This is a genomic window from Gemmatimonadaceae bacterium, assembly GCA_020846935.1.
GTDB lineage: Bacteria > Gemmatimonadota > Gemmatimonadetes > Gemmatimonadales > Gemmatimonadaceae > RBC101.
Genome location: JADLCY010000010.1, coordinates 216,574 through 243,028, shown reverse-complemented (window position 1 = coordinate 243,028; position 26,455 = coordinate 216,574). Strand labels below are relative to the sequence as shown.

At 68.0% G+C, this 26,455-nt stretch carries 17 protein-coding genes; 9 read left to right on the top strand and 8 right to left on the bottom strand.

The window, feature by feature from the left end; genetic code table 11:
* Window position 1 precedes the first annotated feature (1 nt).
* The 6 genes from IT361_12285 to IT361_12260 all read right to left on the bottom strand — a co-directional run bounded on the left by IT361_12285 (window position 2) and on the right by IT361_12260 (window position 11,795).
* A complete protein-coding gene (locus IT361_12285) occupies window positions 2-1,042 on the bottom strand; it encodes an efflux RND transporter periplasmic adaptor subunit (protein MCC6318456.1) in 1,041 nt (346 codons plus the stop codon).
* Window positions 1,043-1,059: 17 nt separating this feature from the next.
* Window positions 1,060-2,448, bottom strand: a complete 1,389-nt coding sequence (locus IT361_12280; protein MCC6318455.1) for a TolC family protein — start codon at window positions 2,446-2,448, stop codon at window positions 1,060-1,062.
* Between the two features lie 152 nt (window positions 2,449-2,600).
* Window positions 2,601-3,989, bottom strand: a complete 1,389-nt coding sequence (locus IT361_12275) for a RagB/SusD family nutrient uptake outer membrane protein (GenBank protein ID MCC6318454.1) — start codon at window positions 3,987-3,989, stop codon at window positions 2,601-2,603.
* Between the two features lie 3 nt (window positions 3,990-3,992).
* Window positions 3,993-6,950 (bottom strand): SusC/RagA family TonB-linked outer membrane protein, encoded by a 2,958-nt coding sequence (locus IT361_12270; GenBank protein ID MCC6318453.1) that lies wholly within the window; start codon window positions 6,948-6,950, stop codon window positions 3,993-3,995.
* A 32-nt stretch (window positions 6,951-6,982) separates the two neighbouring features.
* Complete coding sequence (locus IT361_12265; GenBank protein ID MCC6318452.1) at window positions 6,983-8,623, bottom strand: hypothetical protein; 1,641 nt, start codon at window positions 8,621-8,623, stop codon at window positions 6,983-6,985.
* A gap of 271 nt (window positions 8,624-8,894) precedes the next feature.
* On the bottom strand, window positions 8,895-11,795 hold the full coding sequence (locus IT361_12260; GenBank protein ID MCC6318451.1) for a hypothetical protein: 2,901 nt from the start codon (window positions 11,793-11,795) through the stop codon (window positions 8,895-8,897).
* Window positions 11,796-11,967: 172 nt separating this feature from the next.
* Here IT361_12260 and IT361_12255 point away from each other — a divergent pair, with 172 nt between their 5' ends.
* Together IT361_12255 and IT361_12250 are read left to right on the top strand one after the other, a co-directional pair.
* Window positions 11,968-14,046 (top strand): DPP IV N-terminal domain-containing protein, encoded by a 2,079-nt coding sequence (locus tag IT361_12255; GenBank protein MCC6318450.1) that lies wholly within the window; start codon window positions 11,968-11,970, stop codon window positions 14,044-14,046.
* Window positions 14,043-14,531, top strand: a complete 489-nt coding sequence (locus tag IT361_12250) for a hypothetical protein (protein ID MCC6318449.1) — start codon at window positions 14,043-14,045, stop codon at window positions 14,529-14,531. Before IT361_12255 ends, IT361_12250 begins: the two co-directional genes overlap by 4 nt.
* 3 nt (window positions 14,532-14,534) lie before the next feature.
* On the opposite strand, the gene IT361_12245 is transcribed toward IT361_12250, so the two are convergent.
* A complete protein-coding gene (locus IT361_12245) occupies window positions 14,535-15,371 on the bottom strand; it encodes a TIM barrel protein (protein ID MCC6318448.1) in 837 nt (278 codons plus the stop codon).
* A gap of 251 nt (window positions 15,372-15,622) precedes the next feature.
* Between IT361_12245 and IT361_12240 the strand changes: the two genes are divergently transcribed.
* Window positions 15,623-17,845 (top strand): PQQ-binding-like beta-propeller repeat protein, encoded by a 2,223-nt coding sequence (locus IT361_12240; GenBank protein MCC6318447.1) that lies wholly within the window; start codon window positions 15,623-15,625, stop codon window positions 17,843-17,845.
* A 119-nt stretch (window positions 17,846-17,964) separates the two neighbouring features.
* On the opposite strand, the gene IT361_12235 is transcribed toward IT361_12240, so the two are convergent.
* Window positions 17,965-18,630 (bottom strand): hypothetical protein, encoded by a 666-nt coding sequence (locus IT361_12235; protein MCC6318446.1) that lies wholly within the window; start codon window positions 18,628-18,630, stop codon window positions 17,965-17,967.
* Between the two features lie 510 nt (window positions 18,631-19,140).
* On the opposite strand from IT361_12235, the gene IT361_12230 reads away from it, so the two are divergent.
* From IT361_12230 to rpsU, 6 genes are all read left to right on the top strand, one after another.
* A complete protein-coding gene (locus IT361_12230; protein ID MCC6318445.1) occupies window positions 19,141-23,130 on the top strand; it encodes a CHAT domain-containing protein in 3,990 nt (1,329 codons plus the stop codon).
* On the top strand, window positions 23,103-24,131 hold the full coding sequence (locus IT361_12225; protein MCC6318444.1) for a UbiA family prenyltransferase: 1,029 nt from the start codon (window positions 23,103-23,105) through the stop codon (window positions 24,129-24,131). The genes IT361_12230 and IT361_12225 overlap by 28 nt, the downstream gene beginning before the upstream one ends.
* Entirely contained in the window at window positions 24,131-24,976 is an 846-nt protein-coding gene (locus IT361_12220) for a UbiA family prenyltransferase (GenBank protein ID MCC6318443.1), read from the top strand. Before IT361_12225 ends, IT361_12220 begins: the two co-directional genes overlap by 1 nt.
* A 10-nt stretch (window positions 24,977-24,986) precedes the next feature.
* A complete protein-coding gene (locus IT361_12215) occupies window positions 24,987-25,856 on the top strand; it encodes a hypothetical protein (GenBank protein ID MCC6318442.1) in 870 nt (289 codons plus the stop codon).
* A gap of 196 nt (window positions 25,857-26,052) precedes the next feature.
* Window positions 26,053-26,268, top strand: coding sequence for a cold-shock protein (locus tag IT361_12210; GenBank protein ID MCC6318441.1), 216 nt, complete (start codon window positions 26,053-26,055; stop codon window positions 26,266-26,268).
* A gap of 3 nt (window positions 26,269-26,271) precedes the next feature.
* Window positions 26,272-26,454: a 30S ribosomal protein S21 gene (rpsU, locus tag IT361_12205; protein ID MCC6318440.1), complete on the top strand. Its 183-nt coding sequence runs from the start codon at window positions 26,272-26,274 to the stop codon at window positions 26,452-26,454.
* Window position 26,455: the final 1 nt, after the last annotated feature.

The window sequence follows — 26,455 nt, the reverse complement described above, 5'->3', positions numbered from 1 at the left end:
GCTACTCCCGTGCGCCGAGAGCCGGCACGACGATGGTCTCGCCCACGCGAAGACCGGATAGCACCTCCACGCGATCACCGTAGGTCGCCCCGACGCGCACCCATCGCGTCATCGCGCGCGCGCCGTCTACGACGTTCACTCCCGCGAGATCCCCCTCTCGCCGAACTGACGCCGAGGGCACCAGGTGCACCGTTCGTGGCCCCTGCGGCAGGCGCATGGTCGCGGCCCCTCCAGCCACGAGGTGGCCCCGCGGGTTTGGTACCACCGCGTTGATCGTGAGCAGACCTGCCACCGCTGCCGGGACGATGCCTTCGATCGTCCCACGGGCCACCGTGCCCTCGACGAGAACCTCGACCACCGAACCCCGGGCGAGGCTTCTGACCGATGATGGCGACGCGGTCACCGACACGCGGAGGGACCGCTGGTCCTGCACGACGACGAGGGGAGTTCCCGGTGCCGCGAGCGCACCTGCATCGACGAAGCGGCGTGTAACGATCCCGTCGAACGGCGCCCGCACCACCGCGTACGCCGACACGGCCAGCAGCTCGGCCTCACCCGCGCGTGCGGCCTGCAACGCGGCACGTGCCCGTTCGAGGCCCGCCTCGGCCGCCTCCAGCTGAACCCGGGGCGCGGCGCTGTCAGCGAACAGCCGACGGATGCGCTCCGCCTGTTGGCGCGCCTCGGTGTGCGCCGCCTCCGCCGCGGCGATCGCTCCCTGCACCTGCGCGCGCTTGGCGTCGATCTCCTTCGAGTCAAGCCTGACGAGCTCCTGACCCTGTGTCACGGATTGTCCCTCCTTCACGATCACCGCGGTGACGGCGCCAACCAGGCGCGTGCTCAGGGTGGCCTGCAGGATCGGTTCGGCAATGCCGGCGGCGTCGAGCGTGGCGACGATCGTGGTGTCGCGGACCTCATAGCGGGTACCGCTCGAATCGGCGGTGCGGACGACGGCCTTGGACGCCTCGCGCGGGTCACCGCCACAGGCCACGAAGACCGCGATGGCGAGGAGAGGAGTAGAGTTGCGACCGAGAGGGCACATCATGGGGGAGGTCGGGAGGGTCAGCGCGCGTCGGCGTCCGGCGCGAGATCATCGAGAACGCGAAGTGTTGCCGGGTCCAGGCCTCGAGCACGGAGGCGCTCGGCCGTGGCAATGATCACGTCGAATCGAGCGGCGACGAGGGTGAGTTGCGCCTGCGTGGCGGCGGCCTGCGCGTCGAGCAGTTCCGCGATGGTCCCGAGCCCGCCCTCATAGCGACGTGCGACGATTCGCTGCGCGTCGGTGCTCTGGCGGACCATGCGCTCGACGATGTCGAGGCGGGCCAGGTTCACACTCCATCGGGACTCAGCGCGCGCGAGGTCGAGCGCGCTCTCGGCAACGGCGCCGTCACGCATGGCCTCCGCCTCACGGAGTCGCCCTTCACTCGCCAGGCGATCGCCGATCTCCGACGCTCCCGCGAACGGCGTCCAGGACGCCATCACGCCCACGGTCCAGTTCTTCTGGCCATCGAATGGCCGGAGCGCCGAGTTCCAGTCGTATCGTGCAAAGCCGTTGAGTCGCGGGACGTAGAGGCTCCGTGCACGGCGAACGTCCATCGCTGCCGCGTTGGCGCCGGCGTTCGCTGCGCGCACATCCTGACGGCCCGCAATCATCGACGTATCCGAACGCTGGGCGAAGCGACGCAGCGCATCAGCGGCTGGAAGCCGGGAAGGCAGCGTGAGCGTTTCGTCGTCAGGCGTGCCGAGCACGGTCGCGAAGGCCAGCCGCGCGATGGCCAGCTCACCCTTCGCTGCGACGAGCTGCGTCTCGATGTCTCCGGCCTTGACACCGGCCAGCATGGCGTCCGCGCTGGTAACCACGCCATTCCTCGCCAGGGTCTCGGCGAAGCGGAGGTGCTCGCGAGCCGCCTGCAGCGCAACGCCAAGCGTGGCCAGTTTCTCGGCGGCGAGCACCGCCCCGTAGTAGGCTCTGATCACCTCAACGCGTTGACCGGTCAGCGTCCACGCGGCGGTGGCGCTGGCTGCGTCATGAGCCTGCGCTGCCGCGCGTCGTCCGACCCAGGCATCGGCGTTGAAGAGCGGTTGTTCGAACACGAGGCCACCGAGGTGGTTCGTGACCGCCGACGGGTAGTTGAGCCGTGTGGGCTCGAAGTCCTGCTGGGTGATTGCACGCTGCCGCAGCAGGGTACCGAAGGCGCCGATCGGGTCGGTCGTGCGGGCAATGCCTGCCTCGATACGCATGGTTGGGAGCACGCCGCGGAGCGCCGCGATCGTGGCCGCGCGCTGCGTCGCCACGGCGGCGCGTGCCCGGCGGTTTGCGAATCCTGCCTCGTCCGCGCGACGCAAGGCCTCTGCGAGGTCGATGGGTCCTCCCTGTGCGGGTACGCACCGGGGGAGAACGACCGCCAGGGCGGCGAGGACTGCGAGCGTGACGTGGTGGACCGAGCGCATGTACGATGCCGGGCGTGTGGCCATACTATATAACTATGTAGTTATATAGCCGCATAGACACCACGACGCAAGCCTCGGCCTCCCGAACGCACGCGCGGGGCACCGGATCACCGATGCCCCGCGTTCGTCACAAGGCGGCCCGCCTGACCGGGCTAGATCCCGTTGACCTGCACGCAGCCCTTCGGAAGCGGCGAGCGCTGGTTGCACTCGTCCGCCGGGAGCGGCACGAGCGGGTACACGAGATGACTCGGCAACGCCTTGGGCAGCTGGTTGAGGCGCCCGTATCGGCGCATGTCGTGCCAGCGATGGCCGTACTCGAACAGCAGCGAGTAGCGCCGGTTGTACAGGATCTCCGTCACCAGGTCACCGTCGAACGTGTCGGCCAGCGGCGCCAGACCGCCGGACACGGTCCTGATGATGTTCAGGTCCGCGATCGCCGCCGCGCGGTTCCCGAGACCGTTGTAGGCCTCGGCACGCAGGAGGATCAGCTCCTCGTTCTTGATGATCGGAATCGAGGACACGTTCGTCGGGTAGATCGTGAAGCGCAGGTTCGACGTGATCCCCTGGTTCGAGAGCGTCGCGCCCGTCGTCACCTTGGACGTGCGAAGGTCTGGCTGCCCGTTGGCCCGGAGCTGGGCATCGGTCAGGATCGACGGGTGCGCCACCAGCGCGCGCGGCGCCGGGTCGAACAGGCCGTTGGTTGCATCGCCCGCGCTCGCCGAGAACACGTGATACGCTCCCGTGGCCAGCGTGGCCGTGGTGGGCGACGTCGTGGAGATGAAGCTCTCGTTGATGGCCGTCAGCGCGTCCTGCCACCGGCCGCGGTAGACCTCGGCGCGCGCCTTGATCGCGCGGTTGAAGCGGAGGAACGTCGCCGGCGTCGAGAGGCCCGTGAACCCGGAGTGCATTGTGAACGGAAACGCGGTACCGCCGGCGTTCAGGTGCGTCCTCGCTTCATCGAGCAATTGCGCCACCCGATCGAAGCCCTGATCCCGGGTCACGAACGCACCCAGGTTCTTGGCTGTGGGATCCACCTCGAGCACGATGCCGAAGGTGTCACGCACGCGCAGCTGATCGATGAAGGCCATCGCCATGAAGGTCTTGGTGAATCCCTTCACCGCTTCCTTCTGCGCGGCCGAGTAGTCCGGCACCTTGTCGACGATGTCGAGGATGGTCTGCGCGGCGAGCACCTGCTGGTACGTGGCCGACCATCCGAGGTCGGTCCCGAAGCCGCCGGGTGTGAGCGGCTGCGCCAGCCACGCGAGCACGAAGCGCGCTTCCGCCTGATCGAGGTTGTAGGACTCGCGCCCGAACACGCCGAGCGTGGACGCGTACCCGCCGATCGTGCCGCGCGCGCCCACGAGCAGCCCGAGCACGGTCGTGTTGACGACCGACGCCTTGGGTGCCGCGAGGAGCTGATCGATGTTCGGCGAGTTGAGATTGGGAACATTCACTTCCTTGCAGGCGCCCATCGCGGCCATCGTCCCGACGAGTGCGATCGTGGCCAGCCGCCGCGTGGCGGAATGGAATCGAAGTCGCATGGGTCAGAACTCCAGGCTGAGGTTGAGCCAGAACGTGCGGCTGGCCGGGTACGCGGCCAGTTCGCGGTTGCGCTGGACGGAACCGGGCACGTTGCCGGCGCCAAAGTTCTCCGCCTCGGGGTCGCCACCGCGGAACTGCGTCCACCAGTACAGATTGCGGCCGCTGAGCTGCAACCGCGCGTTGGTCACTCGCGACGTCAGGGACTGCACCAGGCTGTTGGGGACGTCGTAGCCGAGCGTCACCTCGCGCAGTTTGGTGTAGGACGCATCCTGGTAGTAGATGCTGGTCACCGAGAGGTACGTCGTGCGCCGGAACTCGCCAACTTTGCGACCGGAGGCCATCACGTCGTCGTAGTCGCGGCTGTTCTGGCCGAGGTCGTAGTGGCGCCAGGTGCCGTTGGCGAGCATGCCGCCCTGCTGACGATCGAGCAGCGCGAACGCGGTGAAGCGCCCGATCCTGAACTCGTTGGACCATCCACCGGTCCAGTCGGGATTGCCGTCGCCCATCAGCACGCCGTTGGGGTAGAGCTTGCGACCGGGCTCCGGGAGCGTGTCGTTGCCATAGAGCTGCGTCGCGGACTTGCCCTGTTCGATCTTCACCGCGCCCACCTGGAACGTGCTGAGCAGGAACGCCGGCACCGGCAGGTGTGTGATGGTGCTGCGGTTGAGCCCGAGGTTGAAGCGTGACGTCCACGTCAGCCCGGGGCGCTGGATCGGGAAGAGGGACACCGAGCTCTCCAGGCCGCGCACGCGCATCTCGGCGCCGTTCGAGATCTCCGAGGCGTAGCCGCTCGTCGGCGGCAACGTGCGCGTGATGAGCAGGTCGGAGATGTCACGCTGGAACGCCGTGAAGTCGAGCGTGCCGCGGTTGCCGAAGAGCGTGGCGTCAAAGCCGACCTCCAGCTCGCGCTGACGCTCCGGACGGAGGTCGGGCGCGGCGCGATTGGCGCCGATCCTGAACGCGCCCTGCCCCGCGATGTTCGACAGGTTGAGTGCCGTGAACTTCTGGCCATACAGCGGCTGGTTGCCGGTCTCGCCGTAGGCCACACGCAGCTTGAGTTCATCCACGCGACCGGGAGCGAGGCCGGGCATACGATACGACGCGGAGGCCTTGGGGAAGATGAAGAACTTGCCCGGGTCGCCGTTGTTGGAGCTGCGATCGGCGCGCGCGCCGACGGTGAGCAGCAGCCGGTCGTTGTACAGCCACTCCGTCTGTCCAAAGACCCCGAAGTCCTCGGTGAGAGCACGGGCTTCGTCCACCTCGCGCTGCGTGCCCGCGGTCACCACCTCGAGCCCACCGAGCAGTCCGAGTCCCGCGCCGCGGTTCGAGGCAAACTTGCGTCGCTCGTATTGGGTGCCCAACTGGCTCGTCGCCGTCCAGCCCGAGATCGGCCGCCATTCGTGTACCACGTTGAGGTTCATGTTCGCCTGCGTGTTGCTGCCGTCCGATACCACCGTCGTGCCGGGCAGTCCGTCGAGCGGCTCGTACTGCAGTTCAGGCGGCGAATACACCTCGTTGTGCTGCTGGAACACGTCCGCTCCGCCGTAGCCAACGAAGCGCAGCGACTGCTTGTTGTTGGCCCACACGTCCCACGTGAGCCTCGCATTCGAGATGTTGCGCCACACGCCTTCTTCGTTCTTGAACAGGGCAATCGTGTGCAGGGGATTGGAGTTGTAGAACGGGTTCACCGGCCAGGTGCCATCGGGCCGCTGCCGCAGGTCGAGGAAGCTCGGGATCTTGGTGAGCGTGTAGGCGATCGAGTTGCCGGCGTTGTCGTTGCCGAAGAGTCCGCGGTCGCTCAGCGTCCGAAGCACTTCCGTGCCCACCTGCAGCTCCATGCGATCGGAGAGCCGCTGGTCGAGGTTCACGCGAAGGCCATACTTCTGGGCGAACGTGTTCTTCACGATGCCGCCTTCATCCCGCGCGTTGCCGGACACGAAGTAGCGCGTGTCCTGCGAGCCACCGCTCACGCTGAGTGTGCCTTCCTTGTTGAACGGACGCTCGCCGTAGGCAAGGTCTTCGTAGTCGATGACGCGGTTGGGGTCGTAGTATGGCGTGGCGTTCGGCCACACCCCCAGGGCGTCCTGCAGCGTCTTGAAGCGCCGCGAACCGTTGCGATATGCCAACGACGCCGTGCCGGCGCCCGTGCGCAGGCTGAACTGCGGCCGACCGGCCTGGCCGCGCTTGGTCGTGATGATGATCACGCCGCCCGACGCCTTGGAACCGTAGATGGCCGACGCGGCCGAGCCCTTCAGCACGTCGATCGACTCGATGTCGTTGGGATTGATGTCGGCGATCCGGTTCACCGGGTTCTCCTGGCTCGCCGATGAAATGGCGCTGCCCGCCGCGCGAGTCACGCGGTTCGTGCCACTGCCGATCGACACGTCGCTGGTGATGACGCCATCCACCACGTACAGCGGCTGCGCGCTGCCCAGGATCGAGGAAATGCCGCGAATGCGCACGCGATTGCCACCGCCCGGCGCCCCGGTGCTCGTGGAGATCTGTGCACCGGCGATCTTTCCCTGAAATGCCTGGTCCACCGACTGCGCCGAGACGCGCGAGACCTGCTCGGCGCTCACGCTGGCGATCGAGGTGGGGAGGTTGCGGCGCGAGATGCCCGTCGCCTGCCCCGTGATCACCACCTGGTCGAGCTTGAGCGCGTCACGCCGCATCACGATCCGGACCGTGGTCTCACCCGCGGCCACGTGCGCCTCGACGGGCGGATACCCCAGCCGACGCGCGACGAGCGTCACCGCGCCATCCGGCACGCGCAGACTGAACGTGCCGTCTTCCCGGGAGAGCCCGCCGGTCGTCGTGCCGCGCACCTGGATTTGCGCCGATGCAATCGGCGCGTTGCTGCCTTCCTCGACGACGGATCCGGTGATCTGTCGCCCCTGCGCCCTGGCCTCGGGGCTCGCGAGCGCGAGTCCGGCGAGCAGGGCGAACCATCGACGTGACATGTGCGGAGGTGTGAAGGGTGGTCGGGTCGTGATCAGTAGGTCCACCACGGCGTGGTCGTGCCAGCCGGCATGTGACGCAGGCCGTGCTGCGCCATCTCCTTCAGCCGCTCGGCGGGAGTGAGCGGGCCACTCCAGCAGTGCGGCTTCTGGTCGCCGTACATGAAGAAGCCTTCGTAGTGCGGGTTCTGCGTCGTCTTCATCCAGGCCTGCAGATCGCGCGTCGCGCGGTCCAGAAAATACGTGTCTGCATCTCCGGTGTAGATGTGCAGTTTGTCAATGAGCTGGGGACCAACGGTGTTCCAGTTGCGCTTGAGATACTCCAGCAGGTCGTGATGCTCGCGCCAGTAGTCGGCAACCGTGCGGTCGATGACGCCCGTCTTCTTGTCGAACACCGGCTTGAAATAGCCATCGGCACCCACCGGACCGTAGACGGCCGACCAGATGTCGATCTGCTGCCCTGAACGGCCCTTCGTACCGTTCACCAGTTCCATCCAGTTGCGCTGCTGCGACGTCTGTCGCACCTCGCCGTTTACCTCACGTGAATTGATCGTCGGGGTGCGGTGCCACTCGGTGATCTGCTTGTAGTAGGCGTTCTCGTCCTTGTAGATGTTGATGCCTTCGACATCCGTGAACGTGACGGGATCCGGGCAATAGGCCCACGTGCCGCCGAAAAAGGCCGGGTGGTAGATCTGCAGGGCGAGCGCTTCCCACCCGCCGGTGGAACCGCCGTGCAGCCAGCGCGCCCAGGGCTCGCGGATCGTGCGATACCGCTTCTCGATCTCGGGGATCAGCTCCTGCATGATGGCGTCGCCATACGGGCCGACGTTCACCGAGTTCACGGCGTAGGAGTCGTCGAAATACGGCGTGGGGTGCTGGAACGTCGCGACGATCATGCGCGGGTAGTTGTCCTTCACCCACTCCCGGTGGATGTCGCTGCCTTCCTCGAACCGGAGCGGCGCGGCCGTGGAAAAGTGGCCCTGCTCGTACAGGATGGGATAGCGGATCGTCGACGTCTGGTAGTCGCGGGGCAGCAGCACCGTAGCGCCGAGGTAGATCGGGCGCCCCCAGAACTTCGTGAGCGTGGGCGACTCGAAGCGGAACCGCTCGACCCACGCCGTGTTCGTGGGCATCGGGATCGGCGGGATCACCTGATCCGCGACCAGGCGAACCGTGGTGGACTGCGCGGGGTCGATGCGAACGCGCTTGGGCACCGAGTAGAGATTGCCCGGCGATCGGTTCCACTGCTGCCCTTCCCACTGGTCGTCATGCATCCACACGACCTTGCCGTCAGCCCGCTTGAACTCGGAGTAGACGCTGATCATGCCCTGCACCCAGTAGTCGCCCGGTGGGATGTCGGCGAGATCCCACACGGGATGTCCGAGGTCGGTGCCATCGATCACGGCCACGCCACCCGGCGCCAGGCGTTGGAAGTCCCGCGCGAACATTGGCGTCCCGACGCGACTGATCTGCAGCCTGGGCTCGGCCTGGTTGGTGCGCGCAAAGATCACATACGCGCGTCCGGTCATCGCTTCACGACGCGCCGTCGCCGGTATCTCCACCTCGAAACGGAGTTTCGCTCGACCCGTTGGCCAACCCGGGGGCGTCGTGGCCTGGGCGGATACCGACGCCACCCAGGCGCCAAGCAGCGGGAGAACTGCCACGCAGAGTCGCATGCTTTGGAGGGTTAGGTTGTGCCAGAGAGCCGTCCGGATCCGCGGGCATGCCGCGCACCCGGGCAGTGGTCGGAAAACCGTGACACACCGCCGGGCACACCATACGCCCGGGACCATCCGGGCGCACCCCTCCGAACGCCACCGCGTGCGCCGGCGACCGCGAAGCATTCCCTTGCGGCCGTGGCATCCCCGGGAAACGCAACGGCCGGAGCAAGCGAACTCGCTCCGGCCGTGGGTACCACCCGTGGGCTCGCGCCTGCGAACCCGTTACCTATTGAAGGCTTGCCGGCCGGGTCGGGGCATCGCGCCCCGCGCCCAGGTCGTTCCAGTTGAGGATCGTGTTGAAGCCGAGGAAGTACGTGCCGTGCGTCTGCCACCGCCAGAACGGACGGATGCCGAACATCACCACGTGACCCTCGCCAACCGACGCATCCACCACCTGAGCACGGCCGCTCAGGAGCTGACCGTTCTGCAGCGTACCCGAGAGCAGCATGTCGGCCGGGTTCTGCGGGAACGACATGATCACGCGCGGACGGCCCTCATCGACGTTGATCCCGAACTGCCGGGCCATCTCGCGGAACTGCTCGGCCTCCGACGGGCCGGGGCGGGCCGCAGGCGGTCGGGACGCAGAGTCCCACGGCGACAACGTCAGGCGCGTCGCCATCGGCGTGATGTTCTGGCTCGGGCCGGCCGCGCCGCCCCCAAACCCTCCAAAGCCGCCGGCGAGACCGCCACCCACGGCCAGTACCGGCCCCTGGTTGAAGTACACCGGCAACTGCGTGCCCTGGTAGCCGTACATGATCGGGCTGCGCCGGTCCGAAATGATGCCGCGCATCACCGACCCGCGGGCGAACAGGTTGGCCGGCTCTTCGATCGTCACACCGGTCGAAAGGCCATACTCGGGGAAGATCGTCGTCGTCGACCCTTCGACGAGCAGCGTGCCGCCAGACTGGACGAACTTCGCCAGCTCCGTCAGCCCCTCGATGCCCATGCCGCCGCGGATGTCGTCGGCTTCATCGATGCCGCCGAGGTTGGGCGTGGCCGCTGACTTCTTGTAGGGCAGCGCCTGCGGGCCGTTCTTGGCGATGCCGTTTACCTGCGAAATCGCCGAACCGCCGACGTGCGGAAAGACGATGACGTCGAACTTGCTGCGCAGGTTCCCCTCGCGGAGGCGGATATCGGCCATGTAGGTGTATGGCACGCCATACGTATCGAGCGCGGCGCGCACCCACCCTTCGTCCTGCGTGCGCGCCCAGCTGTGCACATAGCCGATGCGCGGCACGTCGAGCTCGTGCGTCTTCACGACGGGCGCCGACGCCATGGCCCACGCCGACAGACCCAGTTCCTTGAGCGACGCGTCGAGTGCCGACCGGTCGCCACCGCTGATGATGAACGCACCGGCACGGAATCGCTTGCCGCCCGCCTCGAAGTCCTCCTCGGCGGCCTGCATCGCCACGTTGGCGTGGCGGAAGCGGAACTTGATGAGGTTGTTGTCGGTCGTGTGCTCCACCACGACGATGTTGCCGCTGCCTTCGATGCCGCCCGGCGCCTTTACATCACCCGTCACCGCGGTCATCGCGGAGGCGAGGATCGCCTTGTCGGCCACCGGATACACCGTGAAGTTGCGCATCAGCTGGTACGTCCAGCCGGTGTCGTCATACGGACGCGGGTTCCCCGGCGCAAAGTTCTGCAGCGAGAAGTACATGTCCGGGATGATGCGGTACGGCTGGTCGCCGCGGATGATGTAGTCGCCGGCCTTCACCTCGACGTTGCCGATGCGGCCCGCGGCGTTGGCGGTGTGGAACTCCACGCCCTGCACGCGCAGGTCGTTCACCACACTGGCCACCTCGGCCTTGCGGTACTGCGCGGCCGGGATCACCCAGGCAAACGTCGGGCCGGTCTTGCCCTTGTCGACCTGGCGCTTGGCCTTCACCCAGAAGTTGTCGAGATACGTGGCCTTGTTCTTTGCCACGTGGTTGAGCGTGATGAGGAGCGCCGACTCCTGGATGTTGGTGTTGTTGCGCGGGCCCCAGGCGATCGAGGCGAGCGGCGGGTTCGGGCGGAACCACTCGCGGCTCGTCTGTGTGGCGCCGAGCCGGACCGTCGATGTGTCCGGTCCGTAGGACTGCACTTCGTAGAAGCGGCCGGTCGCGTTGTGCGCGTGCGCCGCAAAGAACATGTAGTTCGGGACCCAGCCGTCGTAGAAGCCGTAGGTCCACACGCCCGGCACGCCGCGCTTGGTCATTTCCATGACCTCGTTCTTGGCCAGGATCCACCACTCGTCGATCGTGATCGCGTCGATGGCTTCGTTGTACGGACCGGTGCCGGTCGAGGCGTACAGGTAGTTCGACGCCTCGTGCAGGTCGTGCATGATCGGCGGGTGCCACTCGAGGAAGAACTTGTTGACGTGCTTCGAGAGCTGGAGGAACTGGCCGATGTTGTCGCGGTTGTTGTCGTGCGCGACGTATTTGCCCCAGTACATGAGCGGGAGCCGGGTGGCGCCCTGCGGCAGCTTCTTGTTGTAGTAGTACGTGTCGACTTGCTTCTCGCGACCGTCGACCTCGATGACCGGCGTGATGAGCGTGATCACGTTGTTGCGGATCGTCCGGATGTATTCCGACTCGTCCACGGCCAGGCGATACGCCAGTTCCTGCAGGGCCTCAGGGCCGCCGTTTTCCGGCGAGTGCATGCCCGAGGTGAGCCAGTAGACCATCTTGCCGTTCGCGATAATCGACTTCGCCTGCGCGTCCGTGGTCTTGCGCGGATCGGCGAGCGCCGCAAGGTCCGCCTTGACCTTGTCGAGGTTCCGGATCGTGGCCTCGTCGGCCACGGCGAGCACGATCATGTCGCGCCCCTCCTCCGACTTCCCGATCGTCCACGTCTTCACCCGGTCGCTCGCCTTGTCCAGCGCCTCGAAGTAGCGCTGGATGTCCTTCGCGTACGTCAGCTCACCCGGCTGCCCGACGATGCGCCCGTGGAACTTGAGCGGGCTCGGCACCGTGGCGGAGTACGGGAGGTAGTCCACCAGTTCCGTGGTGATGCGCGGATCGCGGGTGAACTCCTTGATCTTCTTCGTATACTCCTCGTCGATTCGCTGCTGCTGGGCGGCGACCGGCACGGTCGCGGCCACCAGGGCGAAGGCGAGGCTGGCGGACCAGCGATGGACTCTCATGGGGTAGGGGTGGGATATGGGGGGTCGTGGGAGCCGGACACGTTGCCACTGCACCCCGTTACGCGCAACGCCTCGATTGCGCTCACCCCCGGCCGCTGCGCCCTGCCCCGTCAGGGCTGCCGAGCACGGCACGCCTCGCTAGCTTGCCCGGGCACTTTCCCTGATCCCTCCCATGCAACGAACCTCGATCGTCCCCGCGCTCCTTGCCTGCGCCCTCGCCACCCAGGCGACGCGACTCCCGGCGCAGGATCGCCTGAAATCCATGCCCGGCTACGACCGGTTCACCCAGATGAGCCGCGAGATTCCGAACGCGGTGAAGTCTGGCGCGCTCGCCGTGACCTGGGACGCCGACGGCTCGGGCTTCCGCTACCAGCGCGACGGCAAGTCCTGGCGCTACGCCGTGGCGACGCGCTCGGCCGTCGAAGCGCCGGCCGCGGCCGCGACCGGCGCTCGACGCGGCGGACCGGAACGGGGCCGGCAATTCGACGTCGCGTGGGCGGCCGACAGCAGCCACCGCGCATTCTACCGCGACCGCAACGTGTGGCTCGCGAACCGCGACGGCTCGGGCGAAGTCGCGATCACGACCGATGGCAACGAAACAGCGCGCACCAAGAACGGCTCGGCGAGCTGGGTCTACGGGGAAGAACTCGGGCAGGTCACCGCGATGTGGTGGAGCCCCGACGGCAGCAAGCTCGCGTTCTATCGGTTCGACGAGTCGCCGGTGACGGACTACGTCCTCCAGATGGCGCAGACCAAGGTCCATGGCGCGGTGGACGTCGAGGCCTATCCCAAGGCCGGCGACCCCAATCCGGTCGTCGAACTCATGGTCTACGACGTGGCCACGCGCCGCACGACGCGCATCGACGTGCGCGACGGCAAGCCCTTCACCAACGACGTCGTCGGCCACTACGTGTACCGCGTCGGGTGGACCCCGGACGGCAGCGAACTCACGTTCAACCGCACCAACCGCCGACAGAACGTAATGGAGTTCACGGCGTGCCGCCCGGACACCGGCGCGTGCCGCGTGATCGTGCGCGAGGAGTGGCCGGCGTCGTGGGTGCGAAACAGCCCCCAGATGCGCTACCTCGCCGACGGCAAGCGCTTCCTGTGGATGTCGGAGCGCACCGGGTTCGCGAACCTGTACCTGTACGATCTCACGGGAAAGCTGCACGGCGCGGTCACCCGCCACCCTTTCGAGGTCGACCAGCTGGTGAGCGTCGACGAGAAGGCCGGCACGCTGCTGTACACGGCACGCAGCGGCGACAACCACATGAAGGTTCAGCTGCACCGCGTGCGCCTCGACGGCCGCGACGACGTCCGGCTCACGGATCCGGCGTTCAACCACACGGTCGCCGTCTCGCCGACCGGCCAGTACATCGTCGACGTGGCCCAGACGCATGACATCGCCCCGGTGACCCGCCTGCTGGATGCCAGGGGCAAGGTCGTGGCGGAACTGGCCACGAGTGACCTCACGAAGTTCGACCAGCTCGGTCTCCGTCGGGTCGAGATGTTCACCTACAAGGCCGCAGATGGTGTGACCGAGCTGCACGGCATGCTGCACCGGCCCTCGACGTTCGACTCCACGCGCGCGTATCCGGTGCTCGTGACCGTGTACGCCGGACCCGCCACCAACGGCGCACGCGAGACCTTCACGACGCCGCACCCGTTCACCGAATACGGCTTCATCGTGCTGTCGCTCGACTCCCGCTCGGCGGCGGGCCGCGGCAAGGCTTTCCTCGACGCGATCTACCAGAAACTCGGGACGGTGGAGATCGACGACCAGGCCGCCGGCGTACGCTCACTCTGGAATCGGCGCTACATCGACAAGGCACGTGTCGGCATCTTTGGCACGTCGTATGGCGGGTATGCTTCGGCGATGGCCCTGCTGCGTCACCCGGACGTCTTTGCGGCCGGCTCGGCCATGTCCGCCGTCACCGACTGGCGGCACTACGACACCATCTATACCGAGCGATACATGTGGATCCCGCAGGAGAACACGGCGGGGTACGACGCCGGCTCGGCCATGCCCTACGCCGACAAGCTCAAGGGCCGCCTGATGATCTACTACGGCACGGCCGATAACAACGTGCACCCAAACAATTCGATGCAGCTGATCCAGGCGCTGCAGCGCGCCGGCAAGAGCTTCGAGGTGCAGGTCGGGCCGGACCAGGGGCACACCCCCCTGCGCCCGGATCGCATGATGGAGTTCTTCATCGAGAACCTCGTGCTCCGCGCGCCGGTCGCCCAGTGACAGCTTCGGGTACCATCCGGGTGCTCGTGTGCGCCGCGCTGCTCGGCGGCGCGGCGGCGTGCGCATCGTCGGTGGGTCGAAGCCGGGTCGTCGCCGAGGCGGGCACGTACGACTATGTGATGCGAACCGGCGAGACCGGCGACCTCCGAGGACGGCTCGTCGTCGACTCCGGCACGGTCGTCCTCGAGCCGGAGAGCGGCCGCTGCCGCACGGATCCAGGCAGCGCCAACATCGGCAGCGCCGTGTACCTTTGCGACAACAGCGTCGACATCGGTGACCTGCGCGTTACCATCGATCGTCGCAACCCGTTGCATCGCAGCTCGTGGACCGGGTGGTCGACACGGAGCGTGACGCGGGAGGTGTGTGATCGGTACGCCGCCGATCAGGCGGGGCGACGCGTGTGCGTTGCCTCGCGCCGGGAGCAAGTGGAAGAGCGCGTCCGCGTCGGCGGTTCGCTCGACTTCACGCGGCGCCCGACCACGTAGCCCTCAGAACTCCAGCCGACTCAGCCACGCCCAGTCCGCCCTCGCCGCGGCGAGATCCTCGGACTTGCCCTCCTGCTCGACAAAGCAGGGCTTGTGCTCGATGTCCGGCACCGCGGCGAGCAGCGCCTTCAGGTCGACGATCCCCGTGCCGAGTCCCGTGTCACGCGACCGGTCCGGCACCACGTCCTTGAGGTGGAAGCTCCAGTAGCGATCACGATGACGTCGCAGATACGCCATCGGATCGCCATTCCCCATCACCATGTTGCCGACGTCGAGCTGCAGCCTGACGAGCGCCGGATCGAGCCGCGAGATGAACAGGTCGTAGGGCACCTGGCCATCGATCGGCTTCATGTGGTCAGGCTCGTTGTGAAACGCGAGCCAGACCCCGGCAGCGCGTGCCTCGGCGCCTGCGGCGTTGAACCGGTCCGCCCACTGCCGCCACACGTCCAAGGATGCCCGCGCCTCGGCCGGCAGGCCTGCGGCGATGAGGTACTGATGGCCCAGCAGCTTCGCGTCGTCCAGCGACTTGGCCCAGTCCTTCGTGAGAATCTGCGGCGCGATGTGCGCCGAGGGCGCCGCGAGTCCCGTGGCCTGAAGCGAAGCTTTGACCTGCGCCGGCGTGCGTCCGAAGTTGCCGAACGACCACAGCAGCTCGACGTCGGTGTACCCGATGGCGCGAATCCCGGCCAGCGTGCCCTCCGGATCCCTTCGCATCGCACCGCGCACACTGTAGAGCTCGAGCCCGATGCGAGTGAGCCGCCGGACGGCGAGGGGCGATCGGGCCACGACCCAGGCGGGGAGCGTCGCGCCCACGGTGCGCGCAAACTCACGACGATTCACGGAGACTCTCCTCTCGGTGGTCCGTCATACTGGGCCCGCCACTTGAATGGTTCAAGCCAACTTCCGCTCCGGTGTCGGAACGCCGCAGCGCCCACGCCCGCCCCGGCGCCGCACCGTGCGAGCGACCGCTGTCCCACCGCGCCCGCCTATCCGCCCGCAGTACCAGCACTACATTTGCCGGCGTTCGACCGCGCCCGCTGGCCGGGCCTGGCTGACCTAACGACATCCCAACGCCCCGAGGATTCCACGGCATGCCGCATTTCCCCGGACCCGACGTCGCGAATCGCCTGTCGCGCTCCCGCACCCTCGTCGCCCTCACGGCGGCCTTCCTCGTCGTCCAGGCGCCGCCAGGCGATGCCCTGGCGCAGGCTGCCGCCCGCACGGTGCGCGGCAACGTCGCAGGCGAGTGGCGATACTGGGGCGCCGACGCCTGGAGCACGCGCTATTCGCCGCTCGACCAGGTCAACGCCTCCAACTTCGACTCGCTCAAGGTGGCCTGGGAATGGCAGGGCGGCGCCTTCGGCAGCGATGAGTACTATCGCACCACGCCGATCTACGCCAACGGCCGACTGTTCACCGTCGCGACCACCCGCCGCGTCACCGTGGCACTCGATCCGTCCAACGGCGAGAGTCTCTGGATGTACAGACTGGATGAGGGCATCCGCTGGCAGAAGGCGCCGCGCCAGTTTGCGGGGCGCGGGCTCGCCTACTGGACCGACGGCGGACCTAACGAGCGGATCATCACGGTCACGCCGGGCTACCACATGGTGTCGCTCGACGCAAAGACCGGCCGGCCCGACCCGCGCTTCGGCCGCAACGGCGTCGTGGATCTCATGGACGGCCTCGGCCTGCCGCTCGTTCCCCTCGCCGTCGACGATACCGGCTCGCTCATCATCTCTGACGCCGCGCCCTACCGAAAAGCGAAACCCGGCGAGCGCTGGAACCCCGTCACGCGCACCGGCGCCGACGGCACGGTAGGTATCGACCCGAGCTACGGCCAGATCGCCAACTCGTCGCCCGCCATCCTCGTCGGCGACGTGATTGTCGTGGGCAACTCCTCGATCCACGGCTACTACCCGATCCGCACGAAGAACATCCCCGGCTACATCCGCGGCTTTGACGTGCGGACCGGCCGGCAACTCTGGAGGTTCAACCTCGTGCCCCAACCCGGAGAGTTCGGCGCCGACAGCTGGAAGAACGGCTCGAAGGTCGGGACCGAAGGCGTGGGCAAGAACGACGCGTGGGCGACGTATTCCGCCGACCCCGAACTCGGGCTGGTCTACATCCCGGTCGGCATGCCCCTCATGGACGAATACGGCGGTCATCGGCCCGGCTTCAATCTGTTTGGCAACAGTATCGTCGCGATCGACGCGCGCACCGGGTTGCGCAAGTGGCACTTCCAGATGGTCCACCATGACATCTGGGACTACGACACGCCGATGGCGCCGAACCTCCTCGACATCACGGTGAACGGACAGCGACGCAAGGTCGTCGCGCAAACCACCAAGCAAGGTTGGATCTACACCTTCGATCGGGCGACGGGTGAACCGATCTGGCCGATGCCCGAAACACCGGTGCTGCAGAGCGACGTGCCCGGCGAGCAGACCGCGGCGACGCAACCCATCCCGTCGAAGCCGGAGCCCTACTCGCAACAGGGCCTGCTGGAAGAAGATCTCATTGACTACACGCCGGCCATCAAGGACAGCGCACTCAAGATCGCGAAGCGCTGCCGCATGGGTCCGTACTACATCCCCGGTGGATCCACCGATAGCCCAACCTGGAAATGCGGCTGGTATTCACCGGGCGCGAGCGGTGGCGTGAACATCGATGGTGGCGCCGCGGTGGACCCCGAAACGGGCATGATGTACGTGGCCGCGCTCACCGGCCTGAGCGCGATCGCGCTCCAGAAGGACCCGTGCTCCGAGTTCCGCTACAGCTCGCCCCGTGACAACTGCGGCCTCGCTGGTGCGCTCCCACCCCCCGACGGCTATCGCGCGCCGGCAAGTCGCGGCGGTGGCTTCGAGGGACGCGGCGGGGTGCCGACCAACATCGGTGGCGTGTCGATCCTCAAGCCAAAGCAGGAAGGCGGCATCACGGCCTACAACATGAACACGGGCGACAAGGCCTGGTGGATCCCCAACGGGGGGCACCCAAAGATCACCAGCAACAGCCCGCTCTTTGCCGGCGTCACGTTGCCGCCGGGTGCCAGCCGCGGCCAGGCGCAGATCATCACCACGAAGACCCTCGTGATCTACGGCCAGGGGCGCACGGGCGGACCGCCGGACCAGGCACCTACCCTCTTTGCCGTCGACAAGGCCACCGGAAAGCAGGTCGGCGCGGTGCGCATCCCCGCCAAGACGACCGCCGTGCCCATGACCTACATGCACCAGGGCCGGCAGTACATCGTTTTTGCGACCGGCGCCGACACCAAGGTGTCGCTGGTCGCGCTGGCGCTCAACCGACCGAGACGTTAGGCACCGCCACCAGGCCAGACGGACGCGACGAGGGGCCTCCCACCAGGAGGCCCCTCGATCGCTTCTTCGCATCTCGATGGGGCCGACGCAGGGTCGCGTCGCACCGCCCGAAGCGCGTACTATCCGCCGACCCGCTCGGCCTCTCGCGGCATCACGCGGCCAAAGGCGCCCACACCCTGCCCTTCTCCCAACAGTTTGTTCTGGAAACGCTGCGCCTCGGAGATACGCTCCACTTCGATCGCGATCGCGTCGACCGCCTGCTCGATGCGCTCGAGGCGCGCATCACTCGCGGCATCACGATGCACCACCGGGGCCGGCGACCCTCGCCACAACCGGCGAGCCATCGCGAACACCAGGGGCGTCAGCACGAGCAGCGACGCGATGCCCATCAAGGGTCCGAGCCGGTCCCGACTTCGGCCCCCGCCAGCGTCGCCCGTGCCACCAACCCCGGGAAAGCCGGTCACGCGCTCCGGACGTGGATTGGCCGACAGGGCACGACCATTGACCTCGATCTCGCGCTCGAGGCTCACCAGCCGCTCGTCCAGGATCTTGAGCCGTCCCTCGAGGCCCTGACGCACCGCGCCGTCACTGGAGCGACCCAGCTCTCTCAGAATCTCGGACCGCCGCGACTCGACGGAGTTGAGCTGCCGAGACAGCTCATTGCGACGCCCTTCGAGCACCGCGCGCTCCAGCGCCGCCGAACGCGTGCCGGCCACGGGAGCAGTTGCCGGCGCCTGGGCGGTCGGCGCGGAGGGAGCGGGCGCTGCGGTCGCTTGTGGACTCATGCTCGGAAACTACGCAATCCGGTCACCAGTGTTTCCCGCGGGATCCGATGGGGGCCGCTCCGGCAACGACCGACCGAGGAGCCGCGTCGCCGACGGCGCGCGGCGGCCGCGCTCCGCGTCGGCTGATGAAGAGAACTCGATCGCAGGGGTAACGCCATCCAGTGACCCCTCTTGCCGCCAGGTGGCCGGGAGGCTGAAGCTCGGTCGCTACTGGCGCCCCCGGTGCGGATCGTTTTCAGACACTACCCCATTCCGCGAGCGATTGCCCGCACGTCCGCTCGAGGTCTCCACTCGGAGCAGCCCCTCCGCGCCGGGCCCGGTGCGCACAGGGGAATCAGTCGCCGACCTTGGCGGCGCGGTCGAGCGGTTTCCTCACAGCTGAGGCCGCACGACGCGTCGAGGCATGACCATTGCGCTCCACGCCTGCGTAGACGATGACAGTGGATGCCGATTCGGTCGCACTGCGCGGCGATCGGCGCGTGAGGGGGATCCGGGCGTGAGACAGTAAGCGTGCAGTATCGCAATTTCGACATCGAAGCCTGCGACTACGTGCGCGACGGCGACGTCGAGCGCTTCACCGTGCGCGTACTCCGGTCTCCGGTCGGCATGATGCCGAGCGATGAGGCCGAAGCGGTCTCGATCGACCCGTCGATTCACGCCTCGCTGCAGGGCCTGGAAGGTCGCCAGCTCGCGATGCGCGACGTCGCGCGCCTCGGCGCCGCACTCTCCGCGTTGCTCCTCCCGCCGCGCGTGCGTGACCTGCTCGACAAGAGCCTCATCGAGCTCGATGGGCCCGCCGAAGGGCTGAGGCTCCGCCTGCGCTTCGAAGCCCCGGCACTCGAGCGCTTCCCGTGGGAGTACATGTATCTCGGCGATCCCACGGATGGCGACGACGCCCCGGTCACGCGCTTCATCGCCCTCGATCGACGGCTCAGCATCGTGCGATGCCAGCAGTTGCCGGACGAACATGTTGCGAGTGAACCCGTCAAGGTCGACGCGCTGACCCTGTGCGCGTTGTTCGCCTCCCCCACCAACGACGCAACGTGGCCACCGCTTGCGCTCGAGAAGGAGCAGCAGGTCATCGAAGCCGCCCTCGACCCCACCTCGAACATCGCACCGCAATGGTTCCTGGCCGCCGACAGCGAAGCGCTGGACCGCGCGCTCGCCGCCGATCCACACCTGCTGCACTTCGCCGGCCACGGAGACTTTGACGACGACGCCGACCCGCCACGCGGCGCGCTGATCCTCCTCGGCCCCGACGGACGCGGCAGCCCGCTCGCCGCCGACCTGTTTGCGGCGCGGATGCGCGGCCGACCCACGCGCCTGATCGTCCTCGGCGCCTGCTTTGGCGGCAAGCGCGCGATGCATGCGACGTGGAGCGGCGTGGCCTCCTCATTGCTTGGAGTAGACGTTCCCGCGATCGTGGCGATGCAATACGACCTGATGGACGATTCCGCCATCGCGTTTGCCCGGAAGGTCTACACGGCAATTGCCGCCGGGCTTCCGCTCGACGCCGCGGTCGTGGACGGCCGGCTCGAGATCGTGAATCGCTGCGGCCGCGAAGAACGGGACTTCGGCGTGCCGGCCATCTACCTTGGCGCCCACGACGGTCCGCTGTTCCCGCGACTCAGCGCCGCCGACGCCGCCGATGACGCCGAGACCTGGGCACGGCTGCTCGCGGCCTCCCGTGCGCAGGTGGAGCGCCAGCTCGCGCGCTATCGCGGCACCGACGCCACGCCGGGCGCCTACCTCCCGTCTGCCTGCGTCGAGCGACCGCACGTCCGCAACGCGTTCGACGGCTTCCTGGCCGGGTCGCAGCGCGTGCTCATGGTCGTCGACGACGCCGGCATGGGCAAGACGACGACGCTGTGCCGATGGGCCGAGCGCCTGAGCGCCGATGGGCATCTGGTCTTCTTCTACAGCGCCGATGCCGCACTCCACAACGGGATCGAACACGAGCTGGCCAACGACCTTGCGCTCCGATCCCCCGACGATGTGGACCCGCTGCTCGACCGCGCGGCCGCGATCGCCGCCGCCCACGGCCGCCGGCTCGTGATCGTCGTCGACGCCCTGAACGACTACCAGGGACGCGACGGCAGCGACGCGGGCGACCTGCTGATCTCGCTCGATGCGTGCGCGACGCGCACCGCATGGCCCGCCTTCGCACTGCTCGGCGCCTGCAACACCACGACGTGGAATCGCCTCGCTCGCGAGGGCGTCCTGCCGCGCGTCACCCGGGACCGCTGGTTCACCCACCCCGGCGGTCACCTCGCACTCCAGCTCGGCCCGTTCGCGCGCGAGGAGTTTGCGGCGGCGTGGGAAGCGTATGCACGCCAGTTCCGCCTGACGACCGCGGCCGGTGACCTCTCACCCGACCTCGCGCTCCGCCTCCGCCGACCGCTCCTGCTCCGCATGGTCGCCGAAGCCTGGGCCGGCCGCGCCGGACCCGTGGCCGCGACCGACGTGACGCTCGACATCTTCGACCGGTTCGTGACGCAGCGCCTGACGAGCAGCGACGACGTTGCCCTGGCCGAACGCCTCGCCCTGCGCATGTGGACCACGCAGCGCGTCCCGCTGCGCGTCGACGAAATCCTCCACGATCCTGCCCTCGACATCGAGATCGCACGCGACGGCCGGGCCGTGCCGTGGACCACGCTCCAGGAACGCGACATCATCCGCGTCGAGCCGGGCACGCCGCTCACGGGTGATACGGTCACGTTCGTCATCCCGGCGATCGGCGCCTACTTCCTGGCGCGAGCGTTGCGCGCTGCCGGGCCCCAACCTGCCGACGTGATCACCGGTCTCGTTGCGGCGTCGCGCACGTTCCCACTGGCCTGGGGTGCCGCGCGCCTCTCCCTGCTGCTCGCCGCTGATCAGATGCTCTACGAGCGGCTCGCCGGTTCCCCGGTCGCCGAGATCCGTGAACTGGTGAGCGAAGCGTTCATCGAATACACCGACGTCGAGCCCGCACGCGCGCGCGAATCGCTGCAGCGCCTGATCAATGGCGATGACGCCGACGCACGGCGCACCGCACTCAAGGCCGCCTTCTATCTGGGTGCAGCCGCCCACGACCTGCTCCTCAGCGCCGCGTCCGCACCGTCCGACACCGTGCGCGACGACGTGCGGGACGTGCTCTACCTCATCTGGTTCAACGAAGAAACGGAGGTGCATCCGCCGGGTGACGCGTCGCTCGTCGCGATGTGGGAGCAGCGGCCCGGCTTTGCCGAGGCGTTCCTCGACGACCTGCTTGGCCGCATCAGCCTCATGGACGTGGCGCGCGGCGCCGTCGGGCGCGGCGAGCTGCTGTCGTTCTTCCTCGCCGTCACGATGGCGATCTACATCAACCACTGCGACCGGCGCGACGTGATGGAAAAGACCATCGCGTGGTACCGCACGCTCGCCGTGGACCGCCTCAAGCTCCCACGCCTCGACTGGATCCCGGGAAAGGCCCGCACGGCCGCCTCAAAGCTCGTGATCAGCGTGCTGTACCGCAAATACGGAGAGCAGGTGCTCGACGCACTGCGCCTCCGCGATGTCGAAGATGGGCGCGATCCCTTTGCGCTCGCGCCGCCCGACCGCGAGATCGCGCAGCGGGTGATCCCGGCACTGGATCCCTCGTCGACGCTCGCCGCGCACCGCGACGACCTCGCGACGATGCTGGACTCCGACGTGCCCGCGTTCCGCATCCTCGCGGCGCTCCCGATCGGCGTGCACGCCTGCGCGCACCCCGCACCGACCATCGCGCTCGTCGACGACCTTCGCGCCGCCGGATCGCCGCGGTCGAGGCTCTGGCTCCTGCTCGCGTTCACGGTGCTCGCCAATGACACCCCGGATGAATGGATCCCCGCGCTGGAGCGCTGGACCACCGAACTCGCACAAAGAGACCGCGCCATCCTCGATGGGACCGAGCCCTCGCTGCTCACCGCGCTCGACGCGGCCCTGCTCCCGCTCGGACTCGCGCTCGGCAAGCGTGCGCGCGAGTTCGAGGTCGTCGAACGCCTCATGCGCGCCGCGGCCACCGACGGCGATCACGCGCTGCTCGCGCGCCTGGTGCGCGCGCTTGGCGTCCCCGGGTTCTACCACCCGCATCCGGTGCTCCTGTTGCTGGCTCGATGCATGCCACTGCTGAGCGGTGCGGAGTCGAAGGGCGCGCTGGAGTCGTCGCTCGGGCTCATGCGGACCAAACACCGCACCGAGGTCGACACCTTCCTGCTCGACGCGTCCCTCGGCGACGATGCCTCGCGGCGCGTACGCAGTCACGCCGACCCGCGGCTCGTCAGGCAGCTGATCTGGTACGTGGGGCTCTTCAATCACGGCGTCTTCTGCGCGCATCGGTATCCCCGCATGCGGACCGGCATCGTGGCCCCGTGCTACGAGCTGGTCGCGAACGCGCCCAGTGCCCAGGCGTTTGCGCTCGAATATTCGACCGCCGCCGAGAGCCTGTTCTGGAAGAGCCGCTTCGACCTGCGTGAGTGGACGTTGCCGGAGCCGTGGGCGTGACCGGGCGGGCGGACACCCCAGCGCTGCGGACCCTGAGCGTGTGGTCGGTGCTCGACGACGCGTACCTCACGCTGCACGTCGCCGCCATGGGGTTCACCCTCGTCCTGCCACTGCTCGGCGCGGCCTTGTCGGGAAGTCCGGTGACACCGGCGCGGGCAGGGATGCTGCTGGCGATCGGCGCGTCGTTCCATGTCTTTGCCTACGCGCTCAACGACGTGTGCGACCTGCCGCTCGACCGTCGCGAGCCGCAGCGCGCCGACGATCCGCTCGTCCGCGGGCTCATCTCACCCGGCGCCGTATTCGCACTCGCCATGGCGCAACTTCCGGTGATGGCGCTGCTCGTTGGCTGGAGCGGAGGCGGACGGCAGCAGGCCTTCTGGCTCGCCGTCGGCGTTGCCGGGCTCGCGGCATACGATCGTTGGGGCAAGGCGTGTCCATGGCCGGTGCTCACGGACGCCGTGCAGGCGTTCGGCTGGGCCGCACTGCTCGCCTGCGGCGCCACCTCGATCACGCCCCGCGTGACCATCGCGGCCGCGGGCGTGGTCGCCTACATCCTGCTGGTAAACGGCATTATCGGCCCGGTCCGCGACCTCGAGAACGACCACGCGTGCGGGGCCCGCACCACCGCGCTCTGGCTCGGCGCTCGGGCGCGCGATGGCGGTGTCGTGCTTCCCGCGCGCGCCGCGATGTACGCGGCGATCACGCACGGGACGTTCGTCGCGACCGTGGTGTGGCTCGCCTGGCCCGCTCCTGTTGTTGCGCAGCTCGTCGTGGCCGGCCTGCTGCTGCTCGGCACCTGGATCCTGTGCTTCGTCGCGCCGGCCGCGCTGCGCGATCGACGCCGACTGCCGCGCCTGGGCGCCACCTACATCGGTACGACGCTCGGCGCGCTCGTCCTTGCCGGTGGCAGCGCGGTACCCGCGCCGCTCCCCTTCGCCCTGCTGCTGGCGTTTGGCGTTCCGGTGGGCCTGATGTGCGTGCGCAACGGACGGCGTTGGTGATGTCGGCAACGCTCGGTGCACTCGCGCGACTCATGCGCGTCGATCGCGGGCTCGCGGCCGCGCTCTACGTCCCGGTCGGGATGAGCCTGTCGTCGCGCCCGCTGCGCGTGGAGCCGGCCGATGCGCTCGTTGGCATGCTCGTCGTGGCGTGCCTCACCTGGTTCGGCAACGCGATCAACGACGTGGCGGATGCCGGCTCCGATGCGCTCACGCGGCCGGCCCGGCCCATTCCCTCCGGCCTCGTGTCGCCACAATTCGCCCGTCGCTTCGCGTGGAGCCTCGCGGCAGCGGGCATGGCGCTCGCGTTCACGCTGGGCGCACGAGCCGCGATCGTGGCAGCGGTGGCCATGCTGCTCGCCGCCGCCTACTCCCTCCGGCTCAAGAGCACTCTCCTCGCCGGCAATGCCGCCGTGGGCAGCTGCGTCGGCGGCGTCCTGCTGTTTGGCGGCGTCATCGCCGGCCGGGTGTCCCCGCCAATCCTCTGGGGTGCGGTGATGACCGCCCTCTACATCACCACCCAGGAAGTGCTCTTCAACATCGAAGACGAACCTGGCGACCGGCGGGCAGGACAGGCCACCACCGCGGCCCGACTCGGGCGGCCCGGTGCCATCCGCCTGCATCGCGCGCTGGCCATCCTCTTTCTCGGCGTGGCGCTCGCGCCCTTTGGCAGCGTGCCCGGCGCAACGGCGTACCTGATCGCGGTCCTGGCGTGCGCCGTGGCGCCCACCGTCATCGTGCTCGCACTCCTTGCCGACGCAACGGAATCCCGCATCGCCAGCGCCGTGCGCTGGTCGCGGGTGGCCTGGATGGGCGGCGTCGTCCCCCTGCTCCTCCTGCCCTCGTGAGGCGACGACCATGATGCGCCTGGCTGCATTCGCCGTGTTGGTATTCTCCGGCGCGCTCAGTGCCCAGGACTCGACCCTGGGCCCGGGGTTCGTGCGCGCCCCGCGTGACGAGGTGATCGCCGCCATGCGCGAGGAGCATCGGCTCGGCTACAACCTGCGGGCGACCGCCAACGGAGCACGCCTGCAGGCCGGCGTGCTGCTTCGTCTCGCCCACGCGGCGCACGCCCGCGACAGCCTCGGCGTCCCCTTTCTCGTGACGTTCGACGACTACGAGGCCGCGTTCCGCGAGGTCACCGGCGTCAGCGACGACTCGCTGCCCGTGTTCATCCGCATCGCGACCCGCTATCGCGAGAGCCTGCTCGTCGAACATCGCATGTCGCACGTGCTCGAGCGCATCATCGAGGGACGACAGCCCCTGCTCGCGCTCCGCGTCCGCGGCGGATGGGCCGACGCCTCGCAGAAGAGCTACTCCTATGAGGACAACTCCGGCTCTCCGCACCTGCGCGTCAGGCACGACCGGGATACGCGATACACCATCGTCGACTACGGCAACATGGTCCTGCACGACCAGATTCGCGGCATTGGCGGCCGCGCCACCTCCGGGGTGCTCGGGCTCATGTTCGACCTGCTGGGCGACGCGCGCGCGACTCAGTCGCGTTTTGCCTTTGCCGACAGCGGGGTGCAGGTCGCGCGCGTCTCGGCGAAGAAGGGCCCGTTCTCCGTGACGCAAACGGTGACCGTGCTGACGAGTGGTGTGGCCGAAAAGGGCACACCGAGGGGTCGGGACGACCTGAAGGCGATCGCGAGGACGCTCGAGCGGGAGCGCGTGTCGCTCGCTTACGTTGCTGACGCCCCGTTACCGCCGCGCGTGTGGCCGTGAGGTGCTTGGAATTGCAGACAGTTTGGATTGCTTCGGGCCGCAAACTTGTTGTGCGAGGCGGAGTTGGGCCTTGCGTGAAGAGGCCGGCACCGCTAAACTGTCAGGGCCGGTAGTCAATCCTTTCGACCGGCAGTTGCCGGGGCCTTCGCTCTCGCGTCGGCCCCATTTTTCGTTTTCGCACCAGGAGTTTTCAGCAATGGCACGTACTACCGGCACCGTGAAGTGGTTCAATGACGCCAAGGGCTTCGGCTTTGTGACGCCTGACGGCGGGCAGAAGGATTGCTTCGTCCATCACTCGGCCATCCAGGGCCAGGGCTTCAAGTCGCTGGCGGAAGGCGAGAAGGTGGAGTTCGACATCGTGCAGGGCCAGAAGGGCCCGGCCGCCGAGAACGTCGTCAAGCTCGGTCGCTAACGCATGGCCCAGGTCACCCTTGGCGACGGCGATAACGTCGAGCGTGCGCTCCGCACCTTCAAGAAGCAGGTGCTCCGCGCCGGCATTCTTCAGGAACTGCGTCGCCGCCGCCATTACGTGAAGCCCAGCGAAGCCCGTCAGCTCAAGGCTGCCGCCGCTCGCCGTCGTCTCCGGACCAAGAAGTAAC

Bases quoted from the DNA above. Each gene is read 5' to 3' on its own strand.
- IT361_12255 (MCC6318450.1), top strand. From the start codon at position 11,968: ATGCAACGAACCTCGATCGTCCCCGCGCTCCTTGCCTGCGCCCTCGCC.
- IT361_12280 (MCC6318455.1), bottom strand. From the start codon at position 2,448: ATGCGCTCGGTCCACCACGTCACGCTCGCAGTCCTCGCCGCCCTGGCG.
- IT361_12220 (MCC6318443.1), top strand. From the start codon at position 24,131: ATGTCGGCAACGCTCGGTGCACTCGCGCGACTCATGCGCGTCGATCGC.
- IT361_12285 (MCC6318456.1), bottom strand. From the start codon at position 1,042: ATGATGTGCCCTCTCGGTCGCAACTCTACTCCTCTCCTCGCCATCGCG.
- IT361_12210 (MCC6318441.1), top strand. From the start codon at position 26,053: ATGGCACGTACTACCGGCACCGTGAAGTGGTTCAATGACGCCAAGGGC.
- IT361_12240 (MCC6318447.1), top strand. From the start codon at position 15,623: ATGCCGCATTTCCCCGGACCCGACGTCGCGAATCGCCTGTCGCGCTCC.
- rpsU (MCC6318440.1), top strand. From the start codon at position 26,272: ATGGCCCAGGTCACCCTTGGCGACGGCGATAACGTCGAGCGTGCGCTC.
- IT361_12215 (MCC6318442.1), top strand. From the start codon at position 24,987: ATGATGCGCCTGGCTGCATTCGCCGTGTTGGTATTCTCCGGCGCGCTC.
- IT361_12235 (MCC6318446.1), bottom strand. From the start codon at position 18,630: ATGAGTCCACAAGCGACCGCAGCGCCCGCTCCCTCCGCGCCGACCGCC.
- IT361_12275 (MCC6318454.1), bottom strand. From the start codon at position 3,989: ATGCGACTTCGATTCCATTCCGCCACGCGGCGGCTGGCCACGATCGCA.
- IT361_12270 (MCC6318453.1), bottom strand. From the start codon at position 6,950: ATGTCACGTCGATGGTTCGCCCTGCTCGCCGGACTCGCGCTCGCGAGC.
- IT361_12265 (MCC6318452.1), bottom strand. From the start codon at position 8,623: ATGCGACTCTGCGTGGCAGTTCTCCCGCTGCTTGGCGCCTGGGTGGCG.
- IT361_12260 (MCC6318451.1), bottom strand. From the start codon at position 11,795: ATGAGAGTCCATCGCTGGTCCGCCAGCCTCGCCTTCGCCCTGGTGGCC.